General features: G+C 66.1%; 12 protein-coding genes. 6 read left to right on the top strand and 6 right to left on the bottom strand.

Annotated features, from left to right (window positions below):
* Positions 1-144 precede the first annotated feature (144 nt).
* Positions 145-1641 carry an aldehyde dehydrogenase family protein gene (locus B2W55_RS19770; protein ID WP_024580865.1) on the bottom strand — a complete coding sequence of 499 codons (1497 nt, stop codon included), beginning with the start codon at positions 1639-1641 and terminating at the stop codon, positions 145-147.
* A 118-nt stretch (positions 1642-1759) separates the two neighbouring features.
* Here B2W55_RS19770 and B2W55_RS19765 point away from each other — a divergent pair, with 118 nt between their 5' ends.
* The 4 genes from B2W55_RS19765 to B2W55_RS19750 all read left to right on the top strand — a co-directional run bounded on the left by B2W55_RS19765 (position 1760) and on the right by B2W55_RS19750 (position 5966).
* Positions 1760-2845, top strand: coding sequence for a substrate-binding domain-containing protein (locus B2W55_RS19765; protein WP_024580864.1), 1086 nt, complete (start codon positions 1760-1762; stop codon positions 2843-2845).
* Between the two features lie 84 nt (positions 2846-2929).
* Complete coding sequence (locus tag B2W55_RS19760) at positions 2930-3667, top strand: glutamine amidotransferase (protein WP_024580863.1); 738 nt, start codon at positions 2930-2932, stop codon at positions 3665-3667.
* Between the two features lie 54 nt (positions 3668-3721).
* Positions 3722-5149: an NAD-dependent succinate-semialdehyde dehydrogenase gene (locus B2W55_RS19755; protein ID WP_024580862.1), complete on the top strand. Its 1428-nt coding sequence runs from the start codon at positions 3722-3724 to the stop codon at positions 5147-5149.
* A 31-nt stretch (positions 5150-5180) separates the two neighbouring features.
* Positions 5181-5966, top strand: coding sequence for a class I SAM-dependent methyltransferase (locus B2W55_RS19750; RefSeq protein ID WP_024580861.1), 786 nt, complete (start codon positions 5181-5183; stop codon positions 5964-5966).
* 7 nt (positions 5967-5973) lie between these two features.
* Here B2W55_RS19750 and B2W55_RS19745 read toward each other — a convergent pair whose 3' ends face one another.
* From B2W55_RS19745 to B2W55_RS19735, 3 genes are read right to left on the bottom strand one after another with little or no spacing between them, the layout of a single operon-like run.
* A complete protein-coding gene (locus B2W55_RS19745; protein WP_043855498.1) occupies positions 5974-6414 on the bottom strand; it encodes a DoxX family protein in 441 nt (146 codons plus the stop codon).
* A 20-nt stretch (positions 6415-6434) separates the two neighbouring features.
* Positions 6435-7793 (bottom strand): MFS transporter, encoded by a 1359-nt coding sequence (locus B2W55_RS19740; RefSeq protein ID WP_024580859.1) that lies wholly within the window; start codon positions 7791-7793, stop codon positions 6435-6437.
* A gap of 60 nt (positions 7794-7853) precedes the next feature.
* Positions 7854-8828 carry an amidohydrolase family protein gene (locus B2W55_RS19735; protein WP_024580858.1) on the bottom strand — a complete coding sequence of 325 codons (975 nt, stop codon included), beginning with the start codon at positions 8826-8828 and terminating at the stop codon, positions 7854-7856.
* Between the two features lie 182 nt (positions 8829-9010).
* On the opposite strand from B2W55_RS19735, the gene B2W55_RS19730 reads away from it, so the two are divergent.
* Both B2W55_RS19730 and B2W55_RS19725 read left to right on the top strand, forming a co-directional pair.
* Complete coding sequence (locus B2W55_RS19730; RefSeq protein WP_024580857.1) at positions 9011-9562, top strand: MarR family winged helix-turn-helix transcriptional regulator; 552 nt, start codon at positions 9011-9013, stop codon at positions 9560-9562.
* Positions 9563-9581: 19 nt separating this feature from the next.
* Positions 9582-10781 (top strand): 3-hydroxybenzoate 6-monooxygenase, encoded by a 1200-nt coding sequence (locus tag B2W55_RS19725; protein ID WP_024580856.1) that lies wholly within the window; start codon positions 9582-9584, stop codon positions 10779-10781.
* Positions 10782-10802: 21 nt separating this feature from the next.
* Here the strand turns inward: B2W55_RS19725 and B2W55_RS19720 are convergent, their stop codons facing one another.
* Entirely contained in the window at positions 10803-11702 is a 900-nt protein-coding gene (locus tag B2W55_RS19720; protein ID WP_024580855.1) for an SMP-30/gluconolactonase/LRE family protein, read from the bottom strand.
* 193 nt (positions 11703-11895) lie between these two features.
* The gene (locus B2W55_RS19715) at positions 11896-12321 is read right to left on the bottom strand and encodes a globin family protein (protein ID WP_024580854.1); all 426 of its coding nucleotides are present in this window, start codon (positions 12319-12321) and stop codon (positions 11896-11898) included.
* Positions 12322-12387: the final 66 nt, after the last annotated feature.

Here is a 12387-nt window from a genome sequence, read left to right as displayed (position 1 = left end):
CCGGGACCCATAACCACAAAGGTCAGTCGCGGACGTTGCTGCGGCCCCAGCGTGTTCCAACAACATGGATTTGGGGTTATGGGTCCCGGCCTGCGCCGGGACGACAGCAATTTTGTCGCGCGTTCTCGCGCCTCCTGACGATCGTCAGACGTTCAGGTTCATCCACACCGCCTTCGGCTCCGTAAAGTTGTCGAGCGCGGCGGTGCCGTGCTCGCGACCGAGGCCGGAGTCGCGTTCGCCGCCCCAGGGCAGGCGCACGTCGGTGTAGCCATAGGTGTTGATCCACACCGTGCCGGCGCGGGCCTTGCGCGCGAAGCGCTGCACGCGGCCGATGTCGGCGCTCCAGACGCCGGCGGCGAGGCTGTAGGCGGTGCCGTTGGCGAGACGTAGCGCATCGGCCTCGTCCTTGAACTTGATCACGCTCACGACGGGACCAAAGATCTCCTCCTGCGAGATCCGCATCTCGTGCGCGACATTGGCGAACACCGTGGGGCTGATGAAATAGCCGCGGTCGCCGACGCGTGTGCCGCCGGTGGCGAGCTGCGCGCCCTCTTGTTTGCCGATCTCGACATAGTCGAGGATCGAGCGCATCTGCTTCTCCGAGATCACAGGGCCAAGCGCGGTGGCGCGATCCGCGGGATCGCCGATGCGCAACGCCTCGGCGCGGGCAACCAGCCGCTCCACCACCTCGTCATACGCCCGCTCCTGTACCAGCACGCGCGAGCCGGCCGAGCAGACCTGACCGGCATTGAAGAAGATGCCGGCCGCGGCGGCCTTGGCCGCAGCTTCGAGATTGGCGTCGTCGAAGATCACATTGGCCGACTTGCCGCCGAGTTCGAGCGAGACCCGTTTGAAGTTGCCGGCGGCGCCCTTCATGATGCCGCGGCCGACGCCGGGCGAACCGGTGAAGGTGACCTTGTCGACATCGGGATGGTTGACCAGCGCCTCGCCGACGGTGCGGCCAGGACCGGTGACGATGTTGAGCACGCCGTTCGGCAAACCGGCCTCGAGCGCCAGTTCGGCGATCCGCAGTGCCGACAGCGAGGTCAGCTCGGCGGGCTTCATCACAATGGTGCAGCCGCAGGCGAGCGCCGGGGCGAGCTTCCACATCCCGATCATCAGCGGGAAATTCCACGGCACGATCGCAGCGACCACGCCGACCGGCTCGCGCACCGTGTAGGTCAGCGCGTCGTCACGCGCCGAGACGACGTCGCCGCTGATCTTGTCGGCCCAACCGGCGTAATAGGTCAGCGTGTCGATGGCGGCCGGGAAATCCTGGCGCAGCACGGCCGCGATCGGCTTGCCCGCATCGAGGCTCTCGAGCGCCGCGATCTCGTCGGTGTGCTGCTTCAACAGCTCGGCCCATTTCAGCAGGATATGGCCGCGCTCGGCGGCGCGCATCGTACGCCACGGGCCCTCGAAGGCGCGGCGGGCGGCAGCGACCGCACGATCGACATCCGCCTCATCGCCTTCCGCGATGGTCGCGATCACCTGCTCGGTGGCCGGGTTGAGCGACTTGAAGGTCCGCCCGGAGAGCGAGCGGACCCGCGCGCCGTCGATCAGCAGCAGTTCGTCCTTCAGTGCCGGGGCTTGGGCCGCGGGGGCTTGGCGTTCGTGTCCATAGTCATATGCAACAGACATCATATTTCCTCCTGGTGTCATCATTGAACGTAGGAGGCTTCGATCAACAGTAAATATGATATCTTGTGCCTATTGGTATACCAGTATATGAAATCAAGTTCATAACTGGATATCGGCGATGCTTCAGATCGAGATCGAGACCGTCTGGCGCTTCCGCAAGGAGAACTCACCGCAGACCGTGGTCGTGATGCTCGGTATCCTCAACGAGATCAGGAAGACCGGGAAGATCACCAGCGCCGCCAGCGACGCGCAGCTGTCCTATCGCCACGTCTGGAACCTGATTGAGCAATGGTCCGCCTTCTTCGGCGTTCCGCTGGTCGAGACGCAGCGCGGCAAGGGCTCGAAACTGACGGCGTTCGGCGAGAAGCTGGTGTGGGCGGGCGAGCGGATGCAGGCGCGGCTCAGCCTGCAACTCGAGAACCTCGCGCAGGAGCTGGTCACCGAGATCAAGCCGTTCCTCGAGCAGCGGCCGCAGGTGATCCGGGTCCATGCCAGCCATGGCTTCGCGGTTTCCAAGCTGCGCGAGTTCCTCGACCGCGAGAGCGGCATGGGCGTCGATCTGCGCTATGTCTCGAACCAGAACTCGCTGGTGTCGCTGGCGCAGGGCGCCTGCGATCTCTCGGGCGTGCATCTGCCGCGCGGCGAATTGCGGGCGCAGGGCATCAAGGCCTGCCGCGAGTGGCTCGATCCGCGCGAGGACCGCGTGATCCATTTCGTGACCCGCGAGATGGGCCTGATGGTGAAACGCGGCAATCCGCTGAAGATCACGGCGCTGAAGGACCTGGTCGACCGCAAGGCCCGCTTCGTCAACCGCGACCATGATTCCGGCACGCGCATGCTGTTCGATCAGTTGCTGGCGCTGCACAGGATCCCCGAGAGCCGGATCAACGGCGCCCAGCACATGGAATTCACCCACGCCGCGGTCGCCGCCTATGTCGCGAGCGGCATGGCCGATGCGAGCTTCGGCGTCGAGGCCGCCGCACGACAGTTCGGCCTCGACTTCATCCGGCTGCTCACGGAAGATTATTTCTTCGTCTGCAAGCGCACCTTCCTCGATACCGATCCGATGCGGCGCGTGCTCGACATCATGAAGAGCCGCGAGTTTCACAAGGCGGTGGGCGCCCTTCCCGGTTACGTCGCCTCCAACACCGGCGCGGTCAGCGGCGTGAAGGACTTCCTCGAGAAGATGCATTCCGATCGCTGACCGGCCTCGCCCGGCGGCGGCTGGACTCGTCGCGATCCGCTACGCTATATTTGTGATTATATAACGACAGACTGGACGTCACCGATGCGACCACGCCGCTCCGCCATTGCCATCCGTCATGTGGCGTTCGAGGATCTCGGGCTGCTTGCCCCGATCATGGAGCGTGCCGGCTGGAGCGTGTCGTTCTGCGACGCGCCGGTGGATGATCTCTCCGATCGCGCGATCCGGGAGGCCGATCTCTTGATCGTGCTCGGTGGCCCGATCGGGGTCTATGAGACCGACAAATATCCGTTCCTCACCGCCGAGATCGCGCTGCTCGAACAGCGGCTGCGCCGCGACCTGCCCACACTCGGCATCTGCCTCGGCGCACAGCTGATCGCGCAGGCGCTCGGCGGCCGGGTGTTTCCGGGTGAAGTCAAGGAAATCGGCTGGGGGCCGATCGAGCTGACGCCGGAAAGCAAATCATCCTGCCTGCGCAACCTGCAAAACGAGGTGCTGCACTGGCATGGCGATACGTTCGACCTGCCCGTGGGTGCCGTGCGGCTGGCCTCGAACGCCAACTACCAGAACCAGGCCTTCGCCTGGGGCCGCAACGCGCTCGCGCTGCAATTCCATCTCGAGGCCGATCCGCGGCAGCTCGAGGAATGGTATGTCGGCCACGCCGTCGAACTGGCGGCGGCTAAGGTCTCGATATCAGAGCTGCGCGGGAGGACTCAGGCGCTGGCCAGAACCGTCGCCGTGCAAGCGGAACAGGTGTTCGGCGACTGGCTTCAGTCGATCGCACCGACCGACAGCGCGCTCCGGTCCAGCGCGGGGGCATGAGCCTGCGCACCCGCGCAGCTTCCATCACGATACAACAAGAGCGGAGAATCGCCGATGACGACCTATCCAGAGATCGAACTCTATATCGACGGCCACTGGAAGCGCGCCGACGGCGCGCCGATCATCAATCCCGCCGATGAAAGCATCCTCGGTACGGTGCCGACCGCGACCCGCGCCGATCTCGACCATGCGCTCGACGCGGCTGAGCGCGGCTTTGCGGTCTGGCGCAAGACCGCGCCGGCGAAACGCGCGCAGGTCATCCTGAAGGCCGCGGCCCTGATCCGCGCACGCGTCGACGAGATGGCGGTTGCGATGACGCTCGAACAGGGCAAGCCGATCGAGCAGGCGAAGCTCGAGATCCTCCGCGGCTGCGACATCATCGAATGGGATGCGACCGAGGGTCAGCGGCTCTATGGCCGGGTGATCCCGAGCGAGCCCGGCATGCGCCATACCGTGCTGCGGCAGCCGATCGGCCCGGTTGCCGCGTTCTCGCCGTGGAACTTCCCGATGAGCTCGCCGGCCCGCAAGGTGGCCGGCGCGCTGTCGTCCGGCTGCTCGATCATCCTGAAGGCGTCGGAGGAAACCCCGGCCGGCGCGGTGCAGCTGGTTCGCGCCTTCCACGATGCGGGCCTGCCGCCGGGCGTGCTCAATCTGGTGTTCGGCAACCCGGCCGAGATTTCCGAGTATCTGATCCCGCAATCGCGAATCCGTCTGGTGACCTTCACCGGCTCGATCCCGGTCGGCAAGCACCTCGCCGAAATGGCGGGCCAGCACATGAAGCCCGCGATCATGGAGCTCGGTGGCCATGCGCCCGTGATCGTCTGCGACGATGTCGATCCGGTCGCGACCGCGGCAACGTCCGTGACCGGCAAGTCGCGCAATGCCGGACAGGTCTGCGTCGCGCCGACGCGCTTCTTCGTACAGGAGCAGATCTATCAACAGTTCGCCACCTCGTTTGCCGAGAAGGCGGCCGCGCTCAAGGTCGGCAACGGGCTCGATCCCGCAAACCAGATGGGACCGCTGGCCAATTCGCGGCGGATCGAGGCGATGGAGACGCTGGTGGCCGATGCCAGGGCCAGAGGTGCGCGGGTGCTGGCCGGCGGCCACCGGATCGGCAATCGCGGCTACTATTTTCCGCTCACGGTGATCGCCGACCTGCCTGACGATGCACGCGCGATGAACGAGGAGCCGTTCGGCCCGCTGGCGCTTGTCAATCCGGTCAAGACGCTGGATGAGGCGATCGAGAAGGCCAACGCGCTGCCGTTCGGATTGGCCGCCTACGCCTTCACCCGCTCGGCGGCCAACGCGGAGCGTCTCGCCGATGGCGTCGAGGCCGGCAACCTCTCGATCAACCATTTCGTCGCCTCCGTCGCGGAGACGCCGTTCGGCGGGGTCAAGGACAGCGGCTATGGCCGCGAGGGCGGCACCGAGGGCCTGCAATGCTACACCGTCGCCAAGAACGTCTCGCACAAGACGAACTGACCCGCGGCCTCGCCGCGACCCGATGAGAGCCATGCAAAGCAACGCACCACGACATCAAGACGGCAGCGCCGGCGACGCCAATTATGGACTGGTCGGCAATCGCTACGGCCAGTTCCGCAAGCCTGAGCCGCGCATCGCCGCGCTAATCGCCGACGCGCTCGGCGATGCGCAGACGGTGCTCAATGTCGGCGCCGGCGCCGGATCATATGAGCCGACCGATCGCGCCGTGACGGCAGTCGAGCCGTCGAGCTCGATGCGAAGCCAGCGCCCGGCCTCGCTGGCGCCGGCGATCGACGCCGTCGCCGAGAAGCTGCCGTTTCCGGACGGCGCCTTTGACGCCAGCATGTCGACATTCTCGGTGCACCAGTGGAAGGATCTCGCCGCCGGCCTGCGCGAGATGCGGCGCGTCACGCGCGGGCCCGTCGTCATCATGACCTGCGAACCCGCCGAGCTCAATCGCTTCTGGCTGCACGACTACTGTCCCGATGTGATCGCAACCGAGGCCGGCCGCTATCCACCTCCCGCCGCGATCGCCCGCGCGCTCGGCGCACGGTCGGAGATCCGACCGGTGCCGATCCCGCTCGACTGCGCCGACGGATTCAACGAGGCGTATTACGGCCGGCCCGAGATGCTGCTCGATCCGATGGCGCGGCTGGCCTGCTCGGCGTGGAGCTTTGTCGACGATGCGACGACGCGACGATTCGAGGACAGGCTGCGCGACGACCTGAAGTCCGGACGCTGGGATCGGACCCATGGCCATCTCCGGACGCAGCCATTCTTCGACGGTTCGCTGAAGCTGATCGTCGGCCGCGGCTGAGCGCGGCCTATTTGCCGCCGCTGACCGCGTAGCTGCCGGGGCCGTAGCTTGCGATCAGCGCCAGCGCGCCGAGCAGGCCGAGGTTCTTCAGGAAGTTGATGGTCTGGGTGACGACCTGCGCCTCGGGCGCGGCCCAGAAACTGTGGAACATCAAGGTCGCGGCGATCGTGAACAGGAACAGGATGATGGCGGCCCGACGTGCGAACAGGCCGAGCAGCAGCGCCGCGCCACAGCCGAGCTCGACCGCCATCGCGCCACCAGCCAGCAGGGCGCCAAGGCCGTCGGCTGCGCCGAGCCGGGCGGCAGTCGCGGAGAATGCCATCGCCTTGCCGATGCCGCTGTAGAGGAACAGCGGCGCGATCGCGAGTCGCGCAAACAGCAGCACCAGGGATGATCCCGGAAGTCGTGCCGCGCCGGCATCTGCGGCGGTACGGGTAGAACTCGACATGAGTACTCCTTTCGTGGAGATCACTCCGCGGGCGCGCCGTCGACGGTCGCGTGCCGCGGCACAGTGGCCAGGCCAAGCGAGCCGATCGCGAACGCGCCGACGATCGCAGCCCCGCCGATCGCCCAGAACACGACGTCGGGGCCGCCGGTCGCCTGTTGCAGCAGCCCGATCACATAGGGTCCCAGGATCGCACCGACGCGACCGACGCCCAGCTCCATGCCGACGCCACTGGCTCGCAGCAGCGTCTCGTAGGAACCGGCGGTGAAATTGTTGAGCACATGCTGGGCGCCGATGATGCAGAAACCTGCGACCGCGACGATCGCGAGATTGACGCCATGGCCGCTGACGAACACCAGCGCCAGCACGGCGATGCCGCCGATCAGCCACCATGTCGCGAGGTAGCGCGGCGTCAGCGCCATCTTGCGGTCGGCCAGCATCGCGAGCGTCAACCCGCCGACGAACGACATCGCCTGCATCAGCGCGCCGAAGCCGAATGACGCTGCAAAGCTCTCGCCGCGCTTCTGCATGACAGTCGGGATCCAGCCGGTCAGGCCGAAAATCGCGAACAGGCTGAGGAAGGCGGTGATCCAGATCGTCAGCGAGACGCGGCGATAGCGCGGGCTCAACAGCGCCGCGACCGGATTGGGCATGCTCGCGGCATCGGCCGAAACGAAGGCGGCGTCACGATAGAGCGCCGCCCGCTCCGGACGCAACCGCCCGAGCAGCGCGCGCAGCTCCCCGGTGCGGCGGCGCACGGCAAGGAATTGCGGGCTTTCCGGCAGCACCGCATGCGCGACAAGGGTCAGCGGGATCGACAGCGCGCCGAGATAATACAGGATCTGCCAGCCGTAATGCGGCGTCAAATAGACGCCGACGAGCCCGGCGAAGACGCCGCCGAGCGACCAGCCGAGGGTCACGCCCCACAGCGAGAAGGCGTTGCTGACGCGGCGCGGCGCCAGCTCATTGACGAAGGTCGTGCCCAGCGGCAGCAGCACGCCGAGACCGAGGCCGGTCGCAAAGCGCAGCGCGCAAAAGCTCCAGAAGTCGTTGCCGATGGTCGCGGTCAAGAGCGTGAAGACGTTGACGACCCAAAGCCCGACCAGAAGCGTGCCACGGCGTCCGAGCCGGTCGGCGACCGCGCCGTGCCCGATCGCACCGAACAGGAATCCGACCAGGCCCGAGCTCACGAGGAAGCCCGCCTGGCTCGGCGACAGGCCCCACGGCTTGGCCACGTAATGAATGACATAGGCCGGATTGAACGTGTCGTAGCCATCGAACAGCGTGATCAGCGTGATCAGGATGCCGAGCACGATGTGCAGCCGGCCGATGGCCGCGCCGGACAATTCCTCGTGCACGTCGAGTTCAGGCGAAGTGCTCACGGTTTCCTCCCTTGCAACTGAAGATGCGCCCTGCTCTGCGGCAGGTTGGACGGCGCACTCCTAGAGCTTGAACAGCCTGCGGGCGTTGCCGCAGCCGATCTTGAAACGGTCGCCCTCGGAGATGGTCGCGGTGTCGAACCATTCGACGGCGTGATCGATGTTCTCGAACGGCCAGTCGGCCGAGAACAGGATGCGGTCGGCGCCGATCTCGAGCATCGCGTCGATCAGGGCCTGGGTGCGGAAATTGCCCGATGTCGTGATGTAGAAGTTCTCGCGGAAGTAGTCGGCGATCTTGCGCTTGGCCGGATAGACGTTCTGCGCGCGCATCCACTTGTTGTGGTTGTCGACCCGCCACATCGAATATGGCAGGCCCTCGCCCATATGGCCGATGATGATCTGCAGCCTCGGGTGGGCATCGAACAGGCCGGAGCCCATCAGTCGCAGCGCATGCACGGCGGTCTCCTGGCCGAACGCCCAGGTCGGCCCCATCAGCCAGCGATGGCCCTCATAGATCGCGGCGTCCTTCGCGAGCGGATTGCGCGGGTGGAGATAGAAGGGAACGTCGAGCCGCTCGACCTCCGACCAGAACGGCCAGAACTCCTTGCGGTCGTAGTACAGCGCGCCGTCATGGCCCTCGACTTCGCTGAAGCCGTTGACCAGGGCGCCGCGAAACTTCAGCGCGCTGACGCAGCGGTCGAGCTCGCGCGCGGCGGCCTCGGGATCCTGCATCGGCAGTGCGGCGAGGCCCTGGAAGCGCTGCGGGCGGCGCGCCACCTGCTCGGCGAGGAAATCGTTGGCGCGACGCGACAGCTCCAGCGCGCGCTCGACGTCGGGAATGGCCTGGATCGCCGGCGCGTTGAGCGACAGCAGCATCATCTCGATGCCGTGCGCGTCCATCTCGGCGAGGCGCCGGTCCTGGATGTCGAGCAGCCGGGCCTTGAGCTCGGTCCAGTCGTCGGCCGGCGAGAAGCCCGCGCTGTCCTTGACCGTCTCCTCGATGGCGAAGTGCTCCTCCAGCGCGATCTTTCCCCGCATGGCGTCGTCCTTTCCGGCTCGGGCCCGTTTCCGTGTTGACAGGAGGAGACATCCGGTCCAGATATTTGTCAATGGTAATGTTGCAAATGCAAATAATTGATATGCAACTGTTGTCGATGCGAGGACCGGCGGCTATTCCGGGCGGAGACCTCCCGCCAGGACTCAAGCCCGGACCTAAGCCCATGTATCGATTTTCGAATTCGCTGCCCTATCTGCTCGCCCGACTGGGCGTGCGGATGGGCGATCTGTTTTCCCGCGTCATTCGTCACGAGAAGTTGACGCTGCCGATGTACCGCGTGCTCGCCGCGTTGTCGGAGCAGGGACATCCGCTGCGGCTCGGCGAGATCGCCGAGCTGACCTCGGCCGATGTCTCGACACTGTCGCGCATCGTCGCCGAGATGAGCCGCGCCGGGCTCTTGACGCGTGACCGGCCGGAGAACGACCAACGCAGCCTGCAGGTCGCGCTGACGCCGAAGGGCGCCGAACTGGCCGGCCGGCTGATGCCGATCGCGCAATATTACGAAGAGGTCGCTACCGGCGCGATGTCGGCGAAGGCCGCCGCCGAACTCAAGCAGTTGCTGGTCGAACTCTACAAGAATCTCGATCGGCTCGAGCACGAGGTCGAGGCCGGCCTGATCGAGGTGCCCGCCGCGGCGACGCCGAAGGAGCCGCGGGAATCGAAACCCGAAGCCAAAGCCATGGCGGGGCGCCGGCGCAAGATACCGAGGAAATAGCAACCATCAGGGAGAGGACATGCGCAGGGATCCGATCATCATCGCAGGCGGCGGCATTGGCGGACTGGCGGCTGCGGTCGCGCTGGCCCGCAAGGGATTCCAGATCACCGTCCTGGAGCGCGCCGCGCGCTATCAGGAGATCGGCGCCGGCATCCAGCTCGGCCCGAACGCCTTCCATGCCTTCGACCATCTCGGTCTCGGCGATGCCGCCCGCGCGACCGCGGTGTTCATCGACCAGCTGCGCTTGATGGATGCGATCTCCGCCGAGGAGATCACCAGCGTCGACCTGACCGACTATTTCCGCCGCCGCTTCGGCAATCCCTATGCGGTGGTCCACCGCGGCGATCTGCACAGCATCTTCCTGCGCGCCTGCGAGGCCGATCCCGCCATCACGCTGCGCAGCGATTGCGACGTGGTCGGATATGACCAGGACGGCACCGCAGTCGTGGCGCGGCTGAAATCCGGCGAGCGCGTCACGGGCCGCCTCCTGATCGGCGCCGACGGGCTCAGGTCGCGGATTCGCCAGCAGATGGTCGATGACGGTCCGCCGCGGATCGCGGGCCACACCACCTACCGCTCGGTGATCCCGACCGAGCAAATGCCGGAGGATCTGCGCTGGAACGCTGCCACCTTGTGGGCCGGCGCGAAGTGCCATCTGGTGCATTATCCGCTGTCCGGCTGGAAGGTCTTCAACCTCGCCATCACTTGCCACAACGATCCCTTGGAGGCTTTCGCGGCCAGGCCGGTGAGCCACGACGAAGTCCTGGAGAATTTCCGCGACATCCATCCCCGCGCCAAGGCGATCATTCACCACGGCAAGGACTGGAAGGCGTGGGTGACCTGTGACCGCGACCCCATCGAGCGCTGGGTCGACGGCCGCGTGGTGCTGCTCGGCGACGCCGCGCATCCGATGCTGCAATATTTTGCGCAGGGCGCCTGCATGGCGCTGGAGGATGCGGTCTGGCTCGCGGACTTGCTGGGCGACATACCCGACGCGTTCGAACCTGCGCTGGAGAGATACCGGCAGGTCCGGCTGATGCGCACGGCGCGAGTCCAGTTGCAAGCCCGCGAACTCGGCACCCATGTCTATCATCCGGCCGGCGTGCACGCGCTGCTGCGCAACCAGCTGATGCGGGAGACCAGCCTCGAGCAGTTCTGCGACAAGCTCGCCTGGCTCTATCATTCGCCGTTTCCCGAACGGCGCGGCGCCGCAGCCTAGGCGACGCCGGACATCGGCGGACTAGCCGAGCCCGCTGATGTCGGCGACCAGCACGCTGCCGGTCGCCGATTCCGTGATGTAGAGACGGTCGCGGTTGGAGCCACCGATCGCGACATTGGTGCAGCTTGGTCCGGCGCAGGACTTGATCCGCGCGATGCACTCGCCGTTCGGCGCGAACACGAAGACGTGGCCGAGCGAGGCGTGCGCGACGAACAACCGCCCTGCTTTGTCCATCGTCATGCCGTCGGGCCCGCTCGGGCCGAATAGCGAGCAGAAGCGGCCGACCTTGGAGACGCTGCCGTCCTTCATGAATGGCGCACGCCACACCGCGTTGTCGCGCGTCATGGCGACGAACAGCACCGCCTCGTGCGGATCGAGCACCAGGCCGTTCGGACTGATGCCGGTGTCGATCAGGCAGTCGAGCGCGCCGCCCGCCCGCAACCGATAGACCCGGCCGGTCGGATCGTGCAGGCCGGTCTGGCCCTGGTCGGTGAAATAGATGTCACCGTTGGTGGCGATGTGCAGATCGTTGCAGCCGCGGAACGACTCCGAATTGCGCGACCGCAGCAGCGGCGTGACCTTGCCGGTGCCGGCATCGAGCTCCATCAAGCCGTGCCGGTAGTCGGCGATCAGGATCCGTCCGCTGGCGTCGATCTTCAGCCCGTTCGGCCAGCCGTCATATTCGGCGACCTGCGACCAGGTCCTGTCGGGCGCGATCCTGAAGATGCGGCCGAACGGAATGTCCACGATGTAGAGATTGCCCTCGGCATCGAACGACGGCCCCTCGATGAAACAGTCGGTCACCGCCCCAGGCCGGTTGGCATCGGCCCATTCGCTCGCCACCTTGCGGCGGAAGTCGGCCGGCATGGCGGAGAAGATGTCGGTCGGGATCAGTTTCGGCGGCGTTTCCAGGAACATCATTTTTGGTTCACCCGTTGGCGGAACGGGGTGGACCATAGATCGATCCTCTCGTCATTGCGAGGAGCGATAGCGACGAAGCAATCTATTCCTCCGCAAGCGGAGGATTGGATTGCTTCGCTTCGCTCGCAATGACGCGGTTAGGTTTCCGCTCGCAGCGGAACAGACGTCGCGGCGTGCGCCGACGACAACATGCCTATTCCGCTGCCTGCGCGCTGCCATAGGCTTCCGCAATCATGTATCCGGACAGCGTGCCGTAAGCCGCGGTCCACGCGGCGGCAGTTTCGGGCGTCCAGGCTTCGCCAAGGCCTCTCTCGAGAGTCCACAGCAATGCGCCGCCGACCACCGGATAGTGCTCGGGCCTGGCGCCGTAGCCGACATGACGTTTGGCGAGCGCGCTCGCGGCGGGGAGCACCGACGGCAGATCATTCAAGCCATTGACCACGACGGCGAGCGTCGCCATCAGCTTCTTGCGCTGCTCGGTCAGGTCAGCGGGAAACATCGCCTTCACGCCGGGCGCGACCTCGAACAGCCGGTCATAGAAGGTGACCGCCGCCTGCGCCGAGATCGGCGCAACCTTGCTGAAGGACTCCTGGACGAGCTTGACCTGGTCTTCCGTCATGTGTGCCTCCGTGCACGATGTTTCCCGCAGCGCCATTGCGGCGGGGCAGAAAAACCTTTCACGTGG

The sequence above is a fragment of the Bradyrhizobium sp. UBA2491 genome (assembly GCF_002341725.1).
Classification (GTDB): Bacteria; Pseudomonadota; Alphaproteobacteria; order Rhizobiales; family Xanthobacteraceae; genus Bradyrhizobium.
Note: the sequence above shows the minus strand (reverse complement) of the source record. Positions and strands in the feature narration are given on the sequence as shown.